17 protein-coding genes are annotated in these 18216 nt (G+C 67.9%); 7 read left to right on the top strand and 10 right to left on the bottom strand.

The window, feature by feature from the left end; translation table 11 throughout:
- Positions 1-109: 109 nt before the first annotated feature.
- The 4 genes from ACFWVD_RS15665 to ACFWVD_RS15650 form a co-directional block, all read right to left on the bottom strand.
- Positions 110-655 carry a ubiquitin-like domain-containing protein gene (locus tag ACFWVD_RS15665; protein WP_379243184.1) on the bottom strand — a complete coding sequence of 182 codons (546 nt, stop codon included), beginning with the start codon at positions 653-655 and terminating at the stop codon, positions 110-112.
- 208 nt (positions 656-863) lie between these two features.
- Positions 864-2516, bottom strand: coding sequence for a precorrin-3B C(17)-methyltransferase (cobJ, locus tag ACFWVD_RS15660; RefSeq protein ID WP_379243182.1), 1653 nt, complete (start codon positions 2514-2516; stop codon positions 864-866).
- Positions 2513-3148, bottom strand: a complete 636-nt coding sequence (locus tag ACFWVD_RS15655; RefSeq protein ID WP_379243180.1) for a precorrin-8X methylmutase — start codon at positions 3146-3148, stop codon at positions 2513-2515. Before ACFWVD_RS15655 ends, cobJ begins: the two co-directional genes overlap by 4 nt.
- Positions 3149-3211: 63 nt before the next feature.
- The gene (locus ACFWVD_RS15650) at positions 3212-3685 is read right to left on the bottom strand and encodes an Lrp/AsnC family transcriptional regulator (RefSeq protein ID WP_379243178.1); all 474 of its coding nucleotides are present in this window, start codon (positions 3683-3685) and stop codon (positions 3212-3214) included.
- Between the two features lie 95 nt (positions 3686-3780).
- On the opposite strand from ACFWVD_RS15650, the gene ddaH reads away from it, so the two are divergent.
- On the top strand, positions 3781-4644 hold the full coding sequence (gene ddaH / locus ACFWVD_RS15645; protein ID WP_379243176.1) for a dimethylargininase: 864 nt from the start codon (positions 3781-3783) through the stop codon (positions 4642-4644).
- A gap of 45 nt (positions 4645-4689) precedes the next feature.
- Here ddaH and ACFWVD_RS15640 read toward each other — a convergent pair whose 3' ends face one another.
- Genes ACFWVD_RS15640 through cobG form a run of 3 tightly spaced genes read right to left on the bottom strand, consistent with a single transcriptional unit; the run spans position 4690 to position 6481 of the window.
- Positions 4690-5019, bottom strand: coding sequence for a type II toxin-antitoxin system RelE/ParE family toxin (locus ACFWVD_RS15640; protein ID WP_379243174.1), 330 nt, complete (start codon positions 5017-5019; stop codon positions 4690-4692).
- Complete coding sequence (locus ACFWVD_RS15635; protein WP_379243172.1) at positions 5016-5255, bottom strand: type II toxin-antitoxin system ParD family antitoxin; 240 nt, start codon at positions 5253-5255, stop codon at positions 5016-5018. Before ACFWVD_RS15635 ends, ACFWVD_RS15640 begins: the two co-directional genes overlap by 4 nt.
- Before the next feature lie 32 nt (positions 5256-5287).
- Positions 5288-6481 (bottom strand): precorrin-3B synthase, encoded by a 1194-nt coding sequence (gene cobG / locus ACFWVD_RS15630; RefSeq protein ID WP_379243170.1) that lies wholly within the window; start codon positions 6479-6481, stop codon positions 5288-5290.
- Positions 6482-6739: 258 nt separating this feature from the next.
- On the opposite strand from cobG, the gene ACFWVD_RS15625 reads away from it, so the two are divergent.
- From ACFWVD_RS15625 to cobN, 4 genes are all read left to right on the top strand, one after another.
- On the top strand, positions 6740-7414 hold the full coding sequence (locus ACFWVD_RS15625; protein ID WP_379243168.1) for a hypothetical protein: 675 nt from the start codon (positions 6740-6742) through the stop codon (positions 7412-7414).
- Between the two features lie 33 nt (positions 7415-7447).
- On the top strand, positions 7448-8644 hold the full coding sequence (locus ACFWVD_RS15620; RefSeq protein WP_379243166.1) for a MerR family transcriptional regulator: 1197 nt from the start codon (positions 7448-7450) through the stop codon (positions 8642-8644).
- Positions 8641-9123, top strand: a complete 483-nt coding sequence (locus ACFWVD_RS15615; protein ID WP_379243164.1) for a hypothetical protein — start codon at positions 8641-8643, stop codon at positions 9121-9123. Before ACFWVD_RS15620 ends, ACFWVD_RS15615 begins: the two co-directional genes overlap by 4 nt.
- Positions 9124-9378: 255 nt before the next feature.
- A complete protein-coding gene (gene cobN, locus ACFWVD_RS15610) occupies positions 9379-13131 on the top strand; it encodes a cobaltochelatase subunit CobN (protein WP_379243162.1) in 3753 nt (1250 codons plus the stop codon).
- On the opposite strand, the gene ACFWVD_RS15605 is transcribed toward cobN, so the two are convergent.
- The 3 genes from ACFWVD_RS15605 to ACFWVD_RS15595 all read right to left on the bottom strand — a co-directional run bounded on the left by ACFWVD_RS15605 (position 13101) and on the right by ACFWVD_RS15595 (position 14505).
- A complete protein-coding gene (locus ACFWVD_RS15605; RefSeq protein WP_379243160.1) occupies positions 13101-13583 on the bottom strand; it encodes a hypothetical protein in 483 nt (160 codons plus the stop codon). The genes cobN and ACFWVD_RS15605 overlap by 31 nt on opposite strands.
- Before the next feature lie 26 nt (positions 13584-13609).
- The gene (locus ACFWVD_RS15600) at positions 13610-13876 is read right to left on the bottom strand and encodes a hypothetical protein (RefSeq protein WP_379243159.1); all 267 of its coding nucleotides are present in this window, start codon (positions 13874-13876) and stop codon (positions 13610-13612) included.
- 173 nt (positions 13877-14049) lie between these two features.
- Positions 14050-14505, bottom strand: coding sequence for a hypothetical protein (locus tag ACFWVD_RS15595; RefSeq protein WP_379243158.1), 456 nt, complete (start codon positions 14503-14505; stop codon positions 14050-14052).
- 118 nt (positions 14506-14623) lie between these two features.
- On the opposite strand from ACFWVD_RS15595, the gene ACFWVD_RS15590 reads away from it, so the two are divergent.
- Both ACFWVD_RS15590 and ACFWVD_RS15585 read left to right on the top strand, forming a co-directional pair.
- The gene (locus ACFWVD_RS15590; protein WP_379243157.1) at positions 14624-15508 is read left to right on the top strand and encodes an NAD-dependent protein deacetylase; all 885 of its coding nucleotides are present in this window, start codon (positions 14624-14626) and stop codon (positions 15506-15508) included.
- Positions 15509-15684: 176 nt separating this feature from the next.
- On the top strand, positions 15685-18093 hold the full coding sequence (locus ACFWVD_RS15585) for an MFS transporter (protein WP_379243156.1): 2409 nt from the start codon (positions 15685-15687) through the stop codon (positions 18091-18093).
- Positions 18094-18216: the final 123 nt, after the last annotated feature.

The following is an 18216-nucleotide window of genomic DNA, read 5'->3' as shown; positions in this document are numbered from 1 at the left end:
TGGGTTGGGGAGGCGCCCACAAGAATGAGTTTGGTGGGGGTGGTGGGGGGGGAGGGGGGGGGTGGGGTAGTCGGTCCCGCAACAAAACCCCCCCCGCCGCGGTGATCCGTTAAGCGACCTGCAGCTCTACGACGTCACCGGAGACCAGCCCGTAGGAGGCCAACGTCTGAGAGCTTTCGAGCTCGACACTGCCGTCCTCGATGAACAGGCGCTGCTGCTCGATCGGAATCCCGGTCTCGGTCTCGAGGGCCGCGGACAGGTCCTTCACCGTGGCGGCGGCGTCGATGCTGACCTCGACGGGCCCGCTGTCCACGGTGACCACCAGCACGGTGAGCGGTTCACCGCTGGGATCGCTGAGTTCCACCGGTGCCTTGGGTGCTGCTGGGGCGGCCGGAACCGCGGCCGGTGCGCCCGGAAGTGCGGGCACGCCCAACCCGCCGGGTGCTGCCGGTGCGGCGGGTACCTCAGGTGCTGCGGGCAACTCCGGCGCTTCGGGGATAACCGGAAGCGCCGGAAGCGCAGGCGGTTGCGCCGACGCGGTGACCGGCAGCAACCCGGCGGTGGGAACGGCCATGGCGGCGGCGATGAGTCCGACCGTCAAGCCGCGACGTAATCGGGTACTGAGAGGCAGACGTGCGTGGTGCTGAACTCTCATCGTGGTGAATCCTTTCATCGTCCTCGTGGGACGCGTTGGGGAATCGAACCAGGAAATCGAGATGTCACGCTGTGTTCTCATGTCGAGCTGTGCGCACATGTGGAGCTGTGTTCTCGCGGGCGTCCCCGCGAATCCAGTGTGCCACCGCACCACGCTGTCGCCGGGCTGCCTGCGCGCACGTGCGCGGTCGGACCGGGTGGGTAGTCGGCTACACCGCGCCGTACCTGCGCGAAGTGAACACTCGAGTGCCTTCCGGCGTGTCGAAGGTGGCGGTGGTCGAGGCGCCGATGATCAGCAGCGTGCGCATGTCGACCTCGTCGGGATCGAGCTCACCCAGGGTGGTCACCCGCACCGATTCGGTCGGCCCGCCCACATCGCGACCCAGCACCACCGGGGTGGTCGGCTTCCGGTGTTCGAGCAGCACGTCGCGCATCGCACCGACCTGCCAGCGTCGTTGCGAGGAGGCGGGGTTGTAGATGGCGATGGCCATATCGGCCGCGGCCACCGCCGAAAGACGTTGCGCGACAACATCCCACGGCTTGAGCCGATCCGACAGCGAGATCATCGCGTAGTCGTGACCCAACGGTGCGCCCACCCGGCTCGCCACCGCGTTGGCGGCGGTCAGCCCCGGAAGCACGCGGACGGGCACGTCCTTGAACTGCGGTTCGGCCGACACTTCGAGGACGGCCGCGGCCATGGCGAACACGCCAGGATCACCCGAGGAGACCACGGCGACGCGAGCACCCCGTTTGGCCAGGTCCAGGGCCATCGCGGCGCGCTCGGACTCGACCTTGTTGTCGCTGGCGTGCCTGCGCTGCCCCGCCCGTTCGGGAACGCGGTTGATGTAGGTGGTGTAGCCGACGAGATCCGTGGCCTCGGCAAGCGCCGTGGTGACCTGCGGCGTGGTCCAGTCGGCATCGCCAGGGCCAAGGCCGACAACTACGACTTCGCCTGGCACGACGGGGGATTCGAGGTCAGCGTCGAGCGGGGAGCGGGCGGCATTCGGCGTCAGGGCGGCATCAGCCGAGATGGACGGCGTGCCTGCGGCGTGACTAAGCGCGGCCGGTGACTCGCCGGACTGGTCTACCGTCGGCGCCGCCCGATCGACGGTGGCGCGGACGGGGATCTGCGTGGTCGGGGTCGGACCGGGTACCAGGACGATCGAGAAGTAGGGAACATCAGCTTCCTCCACATCCGCCGCGGCGAGCACCCGCTGACGGGTACTGCTCGCGCGTTCGACGTAGTACGCATCGCCCAACCGACCGGAATCCGAAAGCGCTTGTCGCACACCGGGAAATGTGCGCCCCAGCTTCATGATGGCGGCCGCCTCGGTGGTCCGCAGCCGCTGCGTCAACTCCTCGACCGGCATGGTGCCCGGCAGCACCGTCAACACCTGCTCACCCTCGACCAGCGGTGTCCCCAGTGCCGCGGAAGCCGCACTGACAGAAGTGATTCCGGGAACGATCTCCGCGTCGAACCGATCGGCCAACCGCCGGTGCATGTGCATATAGGAGGAGTAGAACAGCGGATCACCCGCGGCCAGCAGCGCGACCGTGCGCCCCGCGGCCAGGTGCGCGGCCAACCGTTCAGCGGCCTGCTCGTAGAACTCGTCGATCGCACCCTGATAGCCGCCGGGATGATCGGTGGTCTCCACGGTGACCGGGTAGACCAGGTGTTCCTCGATCTGCCCCGCGCGCAGGTACGGCTGCGCGATGGCGCGCGAGATGCTGCGCCCGTGCTTGGCACTGTGGAACGCGACCACATCGGCTTCGGCGATGAGCCTGGCCGCTTTCACGGTGACCAGTTCCGGATCGCCCGGACCCAGGCCGATACCCCACAGTTTGCCGGTGATCGCACTCACTCCTGTTCGCTCGCAATAGCATTCAGTGCCGACGCGGTGATCGCGCTGCCGCCACGGCGTCCGCGCACGGTGAGATATTCGATCCCGCCGAAGTCGATCAGCGCCTGCTTGGATTCGGCGGCGCCGATGAACCCGACCGGGATGCCGATGATCGCGGCGGGTCGCGGGGCGCCCGCGTCGAGCATGTCGAGCAGGTGGAACAGCGCGGTCGGCGCGTTGCCGATCGCCACCACCGCACCGTCGAGTTGGTCGCGCAACAGTTCCAGCGCCGCCACCGATCGGGTGTTGCCCAGTCGCGCGGCCAGGTCGGGCACGCGCGGGTCGGTGAGATTGCACAGCACCGCGTTGTCGGCGGGCAGCCGCTTGCGGGTCACCCCGGAGGCGACCATGTTCGCATCGCAGATGATCGGCCTGCCCGCGTGCAGTGCGGCGCGCGCGGCGGCGACCACGCCGGGGGAGTAGGCGATGTCGGCGGCCAGGTCGACCTGCCCGCACCCGTGGATCATGCGTACCGCCACCCGCTCGACATCGGCGGGGAAACCGGCGAGATCGGCTTCGGCGCGGATCGTCGCGAACGAGCGCCGATAGATCTCGGCCCCGTCGGTGAGGTAGCTGGCACGCACATCGGACATGCCGACAACCCTAGAACCTGCCCCCGACATGCTGTTCGCCGCGGTCGGCTCCGGCCCGCGAGCTCAGGTGCGCGGGCGTTCCAGAATGCGCGACATCACCAGCGAACTGCGGGTGCGCCCCACGCGCGCGTTCTCCCTGATCCGCTCGACGGTCACCTCGATCTCGGCCATATCGGTGGCCATCACGTGCACGAGCGCGTCGGCTTCGCCCGCGATCGTGCACACCCCCACGACCTGCGGAATCGGTTCCAGGGTGCGCCGCAGCTCGGCGGGGGAGATGTTGTCGCGGTAGTAGACCTCGACGTAAGCCTCGGTCGTCCAGCCCAGCGCCGCCGGGTTGACCTGCGCGGTGAATCCGGTGATCTGCCCGCTGGCGACCATCTTGTCCACCCGCCGCTTCACCGCGGGCGCGGACAGTCCGACCACCGACCCGATCTCCTGGAACGAGGCGCGGGCGTGCACGAGCAGCTCACCCAGAATGCGTCGATCGATATCGTCCACGTCGCTCCCTTGTCTTGTCGAACAATGATTCTGCATTTCGGGACCAATATGCGCAACGAATCGGTGTTACCCGCGCAACGGAACGGCGATTACGGTCGTGGAAACCGTCCGCGCAGCCACCGGGAGCCCTGTTGACCGCCGTCACTCCACTTCGCGTATCCGCACCCACGCGCGTCGCCTCATTGCGCCGCTACGTGCTGTGCCGCCCCGACCATTTCGAGGTGACCTACGCGATCAACCCGTGGATGGACCCGGCCGCCCCGGTCGACCGGGCGCGGGCGCTGGCCCAGTGGGACGTACTGCGCGCGACCCTGGAAGCCCACGGCCACACGGTGGACACGGTGCCCGGCGAGCCGGGTCTGCCCGACATGGTCTTCGCCGCCAACAGCGGCATCGTGATCGGCGGCCTGGCCATGTCGGCCCGCTTCGCGCACCCCGAACGCGCCGCCGAGGGCCCGGCCTTCCATCAGTGGTTCGCCGCCCGTGAACTGCGCGCACTAACCCCCGCCACCGAAATCAACGAGGGCGAAGGCGATTTCGCGTTCGCGGGCCAACGGATCCTGGCCGGTGTCGGGTTCCGGTGCTCGCTGTCCGCGCACGCGGAGGTCGCACAATACTTCGACCTGCCGGTGATCTCCCTGGAACTGGTCGACCCGCGCTTCTACCACCTCGACACCGCCCTGATGGTCCTGGACGACACCACCATCGCCTACTACCCGGCAGCCTTCAGCCCCGCCGCCCGCGACACCCTCGCCCACCTGTACCCCGACGCGATCCTCGCCGACGACAACGACGCGGTCTCCTTCGGCCTCAACGGCCTCAGCGACGGCCGACACGTCTTCCTCGACCCCGGCGCCACCTCCCTCATCGCGGCGTTGCGCGAGCGCGGCTTCACCCCCGTACCCGTCGACGTGTCCGAACTGCGCAAGGGCGGCGGCGGCGTGAAGTGCTGCGTGCTCGAGCTGCACAACCGCCGCGACACGACCGCAGGCTAGCCCGAACACCCCCTCCGCTCTCACGAGTTCGTAATCGATGGAAGGTCAGGGTTTTTCGGGACGCTGCAGGAGGGTGGGAAGATCGCGGCTTTGATGCAGTACTCGCCACACGTCGATTCGGTCGGTGCGCTCCAGGTAGAACACCAGGTATGGGTACTTGGCGAGGGCGCGGCTGCGTAGACCCGGCACGTCCAGTTCGTGGGCGTAGAATGACGACCCGATCCCTGGGTGCAAGCCGATCAGCCGATATGTGGCTTGCAAGGCATCCACGAAACCGTTCGCGGCGGCTGGGACACCCGCATCGAGGTAGAAGTCGACCGCATCGCGGACATCAGCCGACGCGCGAACGCTGGGCTGGACAGGTTTGACGCTCACTCGCCGGACCGCGACCGGATGTGATCACGCAGACCGTCGAAGTACGCATCATCGGCGGGCTCGCCCGGTCCGGACCCTGCGCCTTCGAGAAGAAGATTGCGGAGTTGGTCCCGGTCTTGTTCACGCCGGATGAGCTCACGAACGTACTCACTGCTCGTGCCGTAGCCGCGCTGCGCTACCTGCTCCTCGACGAACGCCTTCATCGAGTCCGGAAGCGAAACGTTCATCGTAGTCATCTGGCCATACTAGAAAGCTATGGCAAAGATTGTCAATGGTTGGATCGGTAACCGTGTTCCGTTGCGACGACGTCGGTGACCGGGCCTTGTGGGCGGCCGCAGCGGCGGTCGCAGCCGGACCAGTGTTGGCGGCCTGCCACGGTGACTTCTTCGGCGGGTAGGAGCGCGTCTTCTGTTGGGGCGTCCGGGTTTTCGGGCAGGACTCGGTCGGATTCGATGGCGGCGGTGAGGTCGGCGCGGACGTCGGTGAGGGATTTGGCGCAGCCGGGGCGGCCGGCGCAGGCGCTGACCTGCAGCCAGGGGGAGGCGGCGTCGAAGATCAGGCCCATCGGGGCCAGGACCCGAACCACGGTTTCGGCGGGGCCCTCCGCGAGATCGGGGATCACCAGGCTGCGCCACGGGGTGACGAACACGGGCTGTTCGATCGCGGCGAGGAACTCGGTGGTCCTGGCCGACAGGGTCCCCAGCGGAACCCCCGCGCCGAGGGTGACCAGGCCGTTGTCCTGGTCGAGCCAGCCGATCGGAATGTCATGTGCGGCACCGAGTTCCAGCGGTGCGCCGGCGGGGGAGCGGTCCAGTGCCTCGATCACCGATTCGACGCCACCGGGGATTTCGTGCAACCGCCACTGTCCGGTGTCGCCGGTGCCGCGCAGGTCGAGGAAGCCGCGCGCCGCGTCGAGCATGACGTCCACCGCCTCGCCCGCGGTGACGCGAAGCCCGGTGTCGGCGCCGGCCAGCAGCAGCGCGAACTCGTCGTCGCCGATAGCGTGAATGCCGATGTCGCCGTGCAGCGTGCTCACATCACCGCGACCGTCGTCGAGGGTGAACAGCACCCGCCCCGGCAGATCACCCAGCCGCGGATCGGCCAGCAGCCCGGCATCCAACCCGACGGCCAGACCCTGCACGTCGGCGAAACCACCGATGCGCCCCGACAGCGGCGACGCGACAATATTGCGCACCCGCTCATGTGTTTCGCTGGGCAACAACCCCGCCGCACCCAAACGCAAGGCGAGCTCGGACGCGTCCCGCACCTGCCTGACCTGAATGTTTCCGCGCGAGGTCAACTCGAGATTGCCGTTGCCCAGATCGCGGGCAGCATCGGCCAACACCTGCAACTGCGCCGATTCCAGCCGTCCGCCGGGCACGCGAATGCGCGCCAACGGCCCATCGGCGGCCTGATGCAACCGCAGAACCCCTGGGCAAGAATCGGGCGCACTCCTGGTCATGATGGTCCAGCCTACGACCCATCCGACCGCGATAGGTCGGCGGTGAGTCACCCAGTCGGCCGCTACGGCGAGGTCGTGCGGTCCGACGTGACCGGGCCGGGTCGCGTGATGGCGCGGCCGTGCGGCCTGGACTCGCGTCACGGCGTCGCCCGACCCGATGTGACCAGGCCGACTCGCGTGACGGCCCGGTTCGCGGGTACTCGCCTAGGGTGAGTGGCGGATCCTTCGCCAGCCCAGCACCGACAGGAGAGTCACCGCATGCTGCGTGAGTTCGTGGACAAGCGTGTCGTTCCCGCCCTCGACCGGGTCGCCCACGCGCAGGCGCCCGTGGTGAACCGGTACGTCGAGTGGTTGAGCACCCGCCACCCCGACGATCCGCCCGTGGAGATCGTGCAGCGCCTGTCGCGCCAGTACCTGTTCGTGGTCACCGCCAGCGGTGTCACCGTGGGGCTCACCGCCGCGGTGCCCGGGGTCGGCACGCTGATCGGCCTGGCCGCGACCGGCGTGGACTCGCTGGTCTTCCTCGAGGCGTCGTCGGTGCTGTCGGTCGGTGCCGCCGCGGCGTACCGACTCGACACCGAGGACCCGCGCCAGGCGAAACTGGTGTCGAAGGTCGTGCTCGGCGACGCGGGCACGAAACTGCTCGACGAGACCGCGGGCCACAAGACCGGCAAATGGCTCACCGTGGTCACCGACCACATCCCCGGTCTGTCGAGCATGCCCGACTCCCCGGCCAAGCGTTTCATCGTCAACTACCTGGTCAAACGCACATTACTGCTGTTCGGCACGCTGATCCCCGCCGGTATCGGCGCGGTCATCGGCGGCGTCGGCAACCACGCGCTGGGCCAGCTGGTGATCGCCAACGTGTACCGCAACCTGGGCACCGGCTCCCCGGACATGCTGGCCGTGGGCACCGAGGTCCCCGCGACTTGACCTTCGACTCGGTCGAACCCCGAGGATGATTCGGTGCCCGACACCGACCTGATCACCATCGGAGCGTTCGCCCGCGCCTGCGGCCTGAGCGCCAGCGCCCTGCGCTTCTACGCCGACGCGGGCGTCCTCGCCCCCGCCGTCGTCGACGACGTCACCGGCTACCGCTACTACACCCCCGACCAGTCCGACAGCGCCCACCTGATCCGCCACCTACGCGCGGTGGACATGCCGCTCCCGGCGGTCGCGGCCGTGCTCGCCGAACCCGACCCGTCCCGCGCCGCCGAACTGGTCGACCTCCATCTCGCCGACCTGGACCGCCACCTCACCGAGGTCCGAGCCGCCGCGACCGCCGCCCGCACCGCACTGCGCGCCGGTCGTGCCGTGTCCGACAAAAAGCCGATATCGCCTGACGGGTGGGACGTCGGCGCACCAGGCGACCCGATACCCACCACCGACCACACCGTGTGGTTGAGCGGACCGATGCTCGCCGCCGCCATCGACCAAGTCGCCACCGCCACCATCACCGACCCGACCATGCCGGTCCTCGACACAATCCTGTTCGAGACAGCCCGCCACGAGCTGACCCTCACCGCCACAGACCGCTACCGCCTGACCACCAGAACACTGCGCCCCACCCGCGGCGCCGAGACAGCGTGGACGGCCACGATCGATGCCGAGGATCTCCGCGCAACAGTCTCCTGGCTGCGCCGCCAACACTCCGTAGCTATCCGACCCACCCCCGAGGGCATCGAATTCACCACGCCCCCTACGGATTCCGAGGTCAACCCGGCCGCCGCACAACCCAGCATGGCCACCGGCATCGATGAAAATGCCCACCGCCACTGCCGCCGTTCAACCGAAAACTTCCCCGACTACCGGGCAATGCTGACCGCACTACCCCCAGTCGTCACCAGAGTCGTGATCGCCCGCGCCGACCTGCTCACCGCACTGGAAGCCGCAAACGCACCCACCATCACCCTCCACACCCACCCAAGCACCCTGTCCGTCGGCCGACACCGCCTACCCGCCACGATCACCGGCCCCGCAATGACTCTCCACTTCCCGGTCACCACCCTCTACCCAGCCATCGCAGCCGCAGTCGGCCCCGACGTCATGCTCGACCTCATAGCCCCCGACCACCCCGCCCGAGTCCGCTCCGCCGACGAAGGCGCCCTATCCACCCTGGCCATGCCCTGCCAACCCGAACCCACCGAGGATGCCTCCCGATGACCACCGTCGACACCGTGATGACCCGAATCACCCAGGCGGTCACCGTCTTCCGTGCCGGGGATCGCGACCGTGCCCGCGCGACCCTGCTCGAGATCTGGACCGAAGTCGGCGCCGCCGGCGACCCCCTGCACCGTTGCACCCTGGCCCACTACGCGGCCGACACCTTCGACGACCCGGCCGAAGCGCTCGTCTGGGACATCCGGGCCCTCGACGCCGCCGAAGCCCTCACCGATACGCGGCTCGACGACCACCACGCGGGACTGCAGGTCGCCGGCTTCTACCCGTCGCTACACCTCAACCTCGCCGACAATTTCCGCCGGCTGGGCTCCTTCGCGGCCGCCACCCGCCACATCGACGCCGCGCGCGCATGCCTGCACGTTCTCCCCGACGATGCGTACGGCTCGATGATCCGCCGCGCAGTCACAGAAGTAGCCGCCAGCATCATCGCTCACGAAACGGACAAACGCCCCACTCCTTGATCAAGATCACCAGGCTCTGGTGGATTTTCCTTCTCGGGCGATGTTTGCGCCATTGCCTGGTGATCAATCGTCCAGGAGTGGGAACGGCCTGGAAAGTTGTGGGTGGGGTGGGCCCAGTAGCATCGACATGCTCGGCGGGCGTCGAGGAAACCGGTGGAAATCCGGTGCGGTCGCGCCACTGTGAACAGCCAGACCCTCTCCGGCGAGCACCGCTGCACCCCCGATGGGCGCGTAACCCGAGGAAGGTCTCACCCTGTGATCCTGCTGCTGTCCACCTCCGACACCGATCTGCTCAGTGCCCGCGCGAGCGGCGCGCAATACCGGTGGGGCAATCCCGCCCGGCTGCTGGTCGAGGATCTGCCGGAGCTGCTCGACGGCGCGGACCTGGTGATCGTGCGAATCCTGGGCGGCAAGCGCGCCTGGGAAGACGGTCTGGACGCGATCCGCGCGAGCGGGGTGCCGATGGTGGCGCTGGGCGGTGAGATCGCGCCCGACGCGGAGCTGATGGAATGCTCGACCGTGCCGGTCGGTGTCGCCGCCGACGCGCACAACTACCTCGCCGCGGGTGGGTCCGAGAACCTGCTGCAGCTGCACAACTTCCTGTCCGACACCGTGCTGCTCACCGGTCACGGTTTCGAGCCGCCCGCCCAGCTGCCCACCTGGGGCGAACTCGACCGCTCCGCGCGCATCCTCGAACCGCACGCCCCGACCGTCGGCGTGGTCTACTACCGCGCCCAGCACCTGGCGGGCAACACCGCCTACATCGAGGCGCTGTGCAAGGCGATCGAGGCCAAGGGTGCCCGCCCGCTGCCGGTCTACGCGGCCTCGCTGCGCACCGCCGAACCCGAACTGCTCACCCTGCTCGGCCGCGCCGACGCGCTGGTGGTGACCGTGCTCGCCGCCGGTGGCAGCAAGCCGGCGACCGCCTCGGCCGGTGGCGACGACGAAGCCTGGGACGTGGCCGCACTGGCCGCCCTCGACGTGCCGATCCTGCAGGGCCTGTGCCTGACCAGCGGCCGCGCGCAGTGGGAGGTCAACGACGACGGTCTGTCCCCCCTCGATGTCGCCACCCAGGTCGCGGTGCCCGAATTCGACGGCCGCATCATCACAGTTCCGTTCTCGTTCAAGGAGTTCGACGCCGACGGCCTGTCCGCCTACGTCCCCGACCCCGAACGCTGTGCGCGAGTCGCGGGCATCGCGGTGCGTCACGCCCGCCTGCGCCACATCCCGACCGCGGACAAGCGGATCGCGCTCATGCTCTCGGCCTACCCGACCAAACACGCCCGCATCGGCAATGCCGTAGGCCTGGACACGCCCGCCAGCGCCATCCGCCTACTCACCGAAATGCGTGCCGCCGGTTACGATCTCGGCGATATCAACGAGATTCCCGGCTTGGTCGAAGGCGACGGCGACGCGCTGATCCACGCGCTGATCGCCGCGGGCGGTCAGGACCCGGAGTGGTTGAGCGCGGAACAGTTGGAGGGCAACCCGATTCGCATCGGCGCCACCACCTACACCCGCTGGTTCGAATCCCTGCCCGCCGACCTGCGCGAGGCGGTCGTCGAAGCGTGGGGCCCGCCGCCCGGCGAACTGTACGTCGACCGCTCCGCCGACCCCAAGGGTGAAATCGTCATCGCCGCACTGCGTTTCGGCAATGTGGTGCTCATGGTGCAGCCGCCCCGCGGCTTCGGTGAGAACCCCGTCGCGATCTACCACGACCCCGACCTGCCGCCCAGCCACCACTACCTCGCCGCCTACCGCTGGCTGTCCTCGCCCGACGGTTTCGCCGCCGACGCGATGGTGCACCTGGGCAAGCACGGCAACCTGGAATGGTTGCCCGGCAAGACAATCGGCATGTCCGCCTCCTGCGGCACCGACGCCGCACTGGGCGACCTGCCGCTGATCTACCCCTTCCTGGTCAACGACCCCGGCGAGGGCACCCAGGCCAAGCGCCGCGCCCACGCCACCCTGGTCGACCACCTCATCCCGCCGATGGCGCGCGCGGAAACCTACGGCGACATCTCCCGCCTGGAACAGCTGCTCGACGAGCACGCCAACATCTCCGCTCTGGACCCGGCCAAACTGCCCGCCATCCGCCAGCAGATCTGGACCCTGATGCGCGCGGCCAAAATGGACCACGACCTGGGCCTGGCCGAACGCCCCGAAGAAGACGTCTTCGACGACATGCTGCTGCACGTGGACGGCTGGCTGTGCGAGATCAAGGACGTCCAGATCCGCGACGGCCTGCACATCCTCGGCCAGGCACCCGAGGGTGAAACAGAACTCGACCTGGTGCTGGCGATGCTGCGCGCCCGCCAACTGTGGGGCGGCGAACAGAACGTGCCCGGCTTGCGAGAAGCGTTGGGGCTCAGCGAAGCCGGTGACGAATCCCGCGAGCGTGTCGACGTGGTGGAAGGCCGCGCCCGCGAACTGCTGGGTGCGTTGCAGGCGACGGACTGGTCGGTGGACGCGGTCGATCAGCTGGTCGACGACTACGCCACCGCGATTCTCGCTGGGGGAGTAGACGATTCGGCCACGGCCGCAGGTCTTGTGGCGGATCAGGCGGACGCAGCTGCAGATGACGTTGCCGCGAATTCCGCAACTCCCGCGACCCCGGCGGACGCCAGCTCTCCCGCGACAGGCAGCGTCGCCGTGAGCGGCCGTCTGCAAGCCGTGAAAGCCGTATTGCGTTTCGCTGCAACCGAAGTCGTCCCCCGCCTACGCGAAACCAGCATCGAGATCACCCGAATCCTGCACGCCCTCAACGGCGGCTTCATCCCCGCGGGCCCCAGCGGCTCCCCCCTGCGCGGCCTCATCAACGTGCTGCCGACAGGCCGCAACTTCTACTCCGTCGACCCCAAAGCAGTCCCGTCGCGCCTGGCCTGGGAAACCGGCCAGGCGATGGCCGAATCCCTGCTGGCCCGCTACCTGGCCGACCACGGCGAATACCCGAAGTCGGTAGGCCTGTCGGTATGGGGCACCTCCGCCATGCGCACCTCCGGCGACGACATCGCGGAAGTCTTCGCCCTGCTTGGTGTTCGACCCGTGTGGGACGAAGCGAGCCGCCGCGTCACCTCCCTCGAGGTGATCTCCCTCGACGAACTCGCCCGCCCCCGCATCGACGTCACCGTCCGCATCTCCGGCTTTTTCCGCGACGCCTTCCCGCACGTGCTCGCCCTGCTCGACGACGCAGTCCGTCTCGTAGCCGACCTCGACGAGCCCGCCGAGTCGAATTACATTCGCGCACACGCACAATCGGACCTGGCCGAACACGGCGACACCCGCCGCGCCACCACCCGCATCTTCGGCTCCAAGCCCGGCACCTACGGCGCGGGCCTGCTCCAACTCATCGACTCCAAGAGCTGGCGCACCGACGCCGACCTCGCCCAGGTCTACACCACCTGGGGCGGTTACGCCTACGGCCGCGACCTCGACGGCGCCCCCGCCGCCGACGACATGCGCACCGCCTACAAGCGCATCGCCGTGGCCGCCAAGAACACCGACACCCGCGAACACGACATCGCCGACTCCGACGACTACTTCCAGTACCACGGCGGCATGGTCGCCACCGTCCGCGCGCTGACCGGCCGCAACCCCGAGGCCTACATCGGCGACTCCACCCGCCCCGACGCCGTGCGCACCCGCACGCTGTCGGAGGAAACCGCGCGCGTGTTCCGCGCCCGCGTGGTGAACCCGCGCTGGCTCGAGGCGATGCGCCGCCACGGCTACAAGGGCGCGTTCGAAATGGCCGCCACCGTGGACTACCTGTTCGGCTACGACGCCACCACCAACGTGGTCGCGGACTGGATGTACGAAAAGCTGTCGGAGAGTTACGTTTTCGACGACGTGAACCGCAAGTTCATGGAGCAGTCCAACCCGTGGGCCCTGCACGGCATCGCCGAACGCCTCCTGGAAGCCGCCGAACGCAAGCTGTGGGAGCACCCGGAACAGGAAACCCTCGACAAGCTGCGTCAGGTCTACCTGGAGACCGAAGGCGAACTCGAGTAGTCCACCGAATTCGCCTGTTCGACCTGGAGCAGAATCCGGTCACGGTAAATCCGCAGCGCCGCGATCACCGCGAAGATCGCGGTGAGCAACCCGCAGGCGACGCGCACCGCATGGGCCACCCAGATCTCCTGGACCGTGCTGTGCAACTCGTCGACGGTGTACAACGCGCGATCATCGAACAGGATCGGCCAGCGCGGCCACAGGTACAGCATCGAGAGCAGGAACATTCCCGAGATATACGGCACGATCGACGCGAGCAGCCAGCCACGAGCCCGCCTCGTCCACAGGCTGACAGCGACCGCGAGAACCGCGCTCAGCGTCACGAACATCCCCAGTGGGCGCATCACACCGCTGACGATCACCAGCGAACTCGTGCGCGACGGCAACCGCGTCCGCTCGGTGACCACCACCGCGCTGGCCAACGAACGCAGACAGATCCGCGGCGACGTCATCGACAAACTGTCCGAATCGTTCGCGGTCAAACAGCCGCAAGCCCAGTGAACGCCATCGCCACGGTCGCCCCGCACAGCACCGCCCCAACGGTCGTGGTGGTCAACAGATAACCCAGCGCGATCGCCCGCGCCACCGGCAACAACCACAACACCACCGCGGGCACCAGCAGCACCGCCAGCGTCGACCCCCAACTGACCCAATACGACACAGCGATCGGCTCGATCTTCGCGAACGAAACAGTCCGCGGCATCGGCACCTGCCACGCGTTCTGCACCGCGAAAGTCGCTGGCACCAAAACGAATACAGCCACGAACAACCCCGCCGCCACACCCCACCCCGACCGCCACCTGACCTGCCCCGCCACCGCTACACCCACACCCGCACCTTCCCACGCCGTCACCGCCGAGCCCTACTTTGCCTCAGGGAGCGTCGGCGCGCTGGGAAGGCGTGCGCGGTGAGTGTTCGCTACGCGGAAATCAGCGTGACGATGAGTTCGTCGGCGATCGACTCCGCCTTCACCATGCCCGAACCCAGATACAGGGTCGCCGCGCGCGGGCGGCCGTCGGCCAGCGGCACCACCGAAACCGCGTCGACGCGACGGCCCGCGAGCTCGTCGTAGGGCGCTTCGTCGGTGACGTCGAAAGCGGTGTACTTGCCCGAGTTGGCGACGTATTCGATGTTGACCGGGTCCACCAGCGGCTCGAACGGATCCCGCCACGGCGACCCGCCGATGCGCAGTTCCGCGCCGTCGACACCGGCATCGAACAGCAGCGTCGACCCGTCGTGGAAGGTGAATTCGATCGGGCCTTCGGTGCGGTCGATCTCGTCGCCCAGGACATAGAACATCCGGCGGACGGCGACGATAGTCCCGTCGACCGCGGCATTGAGCGCCGTGCGGCCGTGCTCGTCGGTGTCGGACATAGGGTTTCCTCTACAGCGGTCGATGCCGGGCGGATGAAACATCATGTCGCCGCGCGCCCACCGCACGCAACTCCGCCCGGCGTGTTCGCGCCGCGCACACCACTCGTACAGTGAATTCATGGTGGACGACACCACCGGGGCGGTGGAACGCGCGGCGCGGCTGCTGGCCGGGCGCCGCGTCGTGGTGCTGTCCGGTGCCGGCTGCAGCACCGACAGCGGCATCCCCGATTACCGCGGTGCCGATTCGCCACCGCGCACCCCGATGACGTACCAGCAATTCGTCGGCGACCCGGTTTTCCGGCAGCGGTATTGGGCCCGCAATCACCTGGGCTGGCGCCGCATGGACGCCGCCCGCCCCAACCCCGGCCACCGCGCCGTCGCGCACCTCGAGCGCGCGGGTGCGGTGTCGGGCGTGATCACCCAGAACGTCGACCTGTTGCATACCAAGGCCGGCGCCCGCAAGGTGATCGATCTGCACGGCACCTATGCGCGAGTACGTTGCCTGCACTGCACCACCATGATTTCCCGGATGACCCTGGCACACCGTCTCGAAATCGCGAATCCTGGTTTTCTGGAAGATGTTTCGGCCACCGGTATCGAAGTAGCGCCCGATGCCGACGCGGTCGTGACAGATACCGGACAATTCCGGATGGTCGACTGCGAATCGTGCGGGGGAATGCTCAAACCCGACATCGTGTATTTCGGCGAGAATGTGCCACCCGACCGGGTCGAAGCCAGTTTCGCCATGGTCGATGACGCCGACGCGTTACTGGTGGCCGGGTCTTCGCTGACCGTGATGTCAGGCTTGCGTTTCGTGCGCAGAGCAGCGAAAAACGGTGTACCAGTGGTGATTCTGAATCGAGGACGCACCCGCGGCGACGAACTGGCCACTCTGCGAATCGACGCGGGCTGCTCGGAAACTCTGTGCGCGCTGGCAACGGAATTGACCGGCTCGCAACCGGCGTCCGCACGCGCGGATTCGGGTCGTTTCATAACGAAATGAACGGTAACTTGATCCCTCGGTGACGGCGGCGGATTCGACGTGGGTAAGCTCTGCGCACCAGTGCATGAAGAGTTCCACCCGCGGCGCAAAGTTTTCCTCGCAGCGGGGTTGTCGGCCCTGCAGCGGGTCGAATGATCGACCCCCACTTGCCAGCCGATCAGAACCAGGGCTTCTCCATGACCGATACCGTCGTTGCCGAATCACGCCTCACGCACCGCCAGACACTCACGATCCTGTCCGGCCTGCTACTGGGGGTGTTCCTAGCCGCGCTCGACCAGAACATCGTCAGCGTCGCGATCGTGCGGATCGCGAACAGTCTCGACGGGTTCGACGAACAGGCATGGGCGACAACGGCATACCTGATCACCGCCACCGTTGCCACCCCCCTGTACGGCAAACTCGCAGACATCTACGGGCGAAAACCGTTCTACCTGCTGGCGATAGCGCTGTTCGTGATCGGTTCCGCGGCCTGCTGTTTCGCCACCACCATGTACCAACTCGCGGGCTGCCGTGCATTCCAGGGCTTGGGCGCGGGCGGTCTGATGTCGTTGGCGTTCACCATCGTCGGTGACATCGTGCCCGCCCGCGAAAGGGTCCGCTACCAGGGCTATTTCCTGATGGTGTTCGGCATCGCGACAGTGCTGGGCCCGGTCGTGGGCGGCTTCCTGTCCGACTACGAGAGCCTGGGCGGCATCGAAGGCTGGCGCTGGGTATTCCTGGTGAACGTGCCCGTCGGGGTGCTGGCGTTCGTGGTCGTGGCGAAAGTGCTGAACGTGCAGCACCCGCGCCAACGCAGCCGCATCGACTGGCTCGGTGCGATCACCCTGGTCGTGGGTGTGGTGCCGCTGCTGATCGTGGCCGAGCAGGGGCGCGTGTGGGGGTGGACCGACTCGAAATCGCTGCTGTGCTACGGCATTTCGGCCGGCGGCCTGCTGCTGTTCGTACTGGTCGAATTCCTGATGAAGGACTCGGCGCTGATCCCGCTGCGACTGTTCCGCAGCTCCACCTTCAGCCTCGCGATCCTGGGTGGCTTCCTCGTCGGCGTCGCGATGTTCGGCGCGATCACCATGGTGCCGCAGTATCTGCAGGTCGTGCGCGGATTCTCGCCGACCCAAGCGGGCCTGCTGATGTTGCCGCTGGTGCTGGGCATCATGGTCGGCGCGCAAGTATCCGGGCTGATCACCAAAGCCACCGGCCACTACAAAGTGCTCCCCGTCCTCGGCGCCCTCATCCTGGCGATCGGCTGCGCCCTGTTCGCCCGCATCACCTACAACGGACCGCTCTGGCAGCCCCTCGCGTTCAGCGCGATCATGGGTTTCGGCCTCGGCGGGTGCATGCAGACGCTGATCATCGCCGCCCAGAACGCCGTGCGCCGCACCGAAATGGGCGTATCGACCGCCGCGGCGACCTTCTTCCGTCAACTCGGTGGCACCCTCGGCGTCGCGGTGTTCCTCACGGTGCTGTTCGACCAACTGCCCGGTTCGATCCTGGCAGCCTTCGGCGGCACCCTGCCACCCGGTTTCGACGCCGCCCGACTCGCGGACCTGCAGAGCGACACCAGCGGCATCGCCGCCCTGCCCGACGAGCTGCGCATCCCCATCCTCGAAGGCTTCACCGACTCGATGCACAGCGTGTTCCTGCTCGCCGCCGACCTCGCGATCGTGGCCTGCATCGTGCTCGTGTTCATGAAAGAGATTCCGCTGCAAGATGATCCGGCCCCCGAGGAACCCGCCGACACCACCTTGCTGCGCGATGTGAGCCTGCACGACGCCCACGAAATGGGCGGCCGACTGCGCCCCGCCGCCACCGGCCGCGTCATCGCGGGCCTGCTCCGCCGCGACGACGACCGCCCCGTCCCCGCCGCCACCCTCACCCTCATCGACCAACACGGACACCAGGTAGCGCGCGGCAACGGCGACGCCGACGGCGCCTACGTCATCGAAGCGCCCCGCCCGGGCAACTACGTCCTCATCGCCGCCGCCGCAGGCCACCAACCCGAAGCGGTGAGCGTGTCGATCGGCGAACGCGCCCAACACGTGGACCTGATGCTGATCGGCGCGGGCGAACTCACCGGCGTCGTCCGCTCGGCCCGCCGCGGCGACCCACTCTGGGGAGCAACGGTCACGCTGACCGACCCCCGAGGCGAAGTGGTCGGTGCGGCGATCACCGGCGAGGACGGCACGTACGTGTGCCGCGACGTGGTGAGCGGCACCTACACACTGGTCGCGGTCGCCGACCACATGCGACCGTCGGCCGTCGCGCTGACCGTGCCGGAAACGGGCTCGCTGGTCCGCGACATCGACCTCGAACCGATGGCGATCCTGCTCGGTTCGGCCTGGGTGGACGGCGACAGACCCGTCCCCGACGTGCAGATCACCGTCCTCGACTCAGGAGGCGACCCCGCCGCGACCGCCCTGACCGACGACAAGGGCCGCTATTTGGTCCCCGACCTGCCCGAAGGCGAATACACCGTCGTCGCCCGCGGATACCCGCCGGTCGCAAGCCAGGTATCGGTCACCCGCGGGGAGATCACCCACGATGTGAGTTTGGGTTACGAGAACGAGGAGTCCATGCACCGGCACTAGCTCATCCGGTCAGCCTCGCTTCGCCACCAAAGTGGGTGTGAATAGCCCGATTTCGACCAACGGTCGGGCCGAATGATGGCACTATCGACCCCGGTTTGTCACTCGCCGCACGCTCGATCGCGC

This window comes from Nocardia sp. NPDC058666 (assembly GCF_042714895.1).
GTDB lineage: Bacteria > Actinomycetota > Actinomycetes > Mycobacteriales > Mycobacteriaceae > Nocardia.
Note: the sequence above shows the minus strand (reverse complement) of the source record. Positions and strands in the feature narration are given on the sequence as shown.

What these genes read in the sequence shown, in the direction of transcription:
- ACFWVD_RS15665 (WP_379243184.1), bottom strand. Translation starts at nt 655, where the DNA reads ATGAGAGTTCAGCACCACGCACGTCTGCCTCTCAGTACCCGATTACGT.
- ACFWVD_RS15655 (WP_379243180.1), bottom strand. Translation starts at nt 3,148, where the DNA reads ATGTCCGATGTGCGTGCCAGCTACCTCACCGACGGGGCCGAGATCTAT.
- ACFWVD_RS15650 (WP_379243178.1), bottom strand. Translation starts at nt 3,685, where the DNA reads ATGCAGAATCATTGTTCGACAAGACAAGGGAGCGACGTGGACGATATC.
- ACFWVD_RS15635 (WP_379243172.1), bottom strand. Translation starts at nt 5,255, where the DNA reads ATGACTACGATGAACGTTTCGCTTCCGGACTCGATGAAGGCGTTCGTC.
- cobG (WP_379243170.1), bottom strand. Translation starts at nt 6,481, where the DNA reads ATGACCAGGAGTGCGCCCGATTCTTGCCCAGGGGTTCTGCGGTTGCAT.
- ACFWVD_RS15625 (WP_379243168.1), top strand. Translation starts at nt 6,740, where the DNA reads ATGCTGCGTGAGTTCGTGGACAAGCGTGTCGTTCCCGCCCTCGACCGG.
- ACFWVD_RS15615 (WP_379243164.1), top strand. Translation starts at nt 8,641, where the DNA reads ATGACCACCGTCGACACCGTGATGACCCGAATCACCCAGGCGGTCACC.
- ACFWVD_RS15605 (WP_379243160.1), bottom strand. Translation starts at nt 13,583, where the DNA reads ATGACGTCGCCGCGGATCTGTCTGCGTTCGTTGGCCAGCGCGGTGGTG.
- ACFWVD_RS15595 (WP_379243158.1), bottom strand. Translation starts at nt 14,505, where the DNA reads ATGTCCGACACCGACGAGCACGGCCGCACGGCGCTCAATGCCGCGGTC.
- ACFWVD_RS15590 (WP_379243157.1), top strand. Translation starts at nt 14,624, where the DNA reads ATGGTGGACGACACCACCGGGGCGGTGGAACGCGCGGCGCGGCTGCTG.
- ACFWVD_RS15585 (WP_379243156.1), top strand. Translation starts at nt 15,685, where the DNA reads ATGACCGATACCGTCGTTGCCGAATCACGCCTCACGCACCGCCAGACA.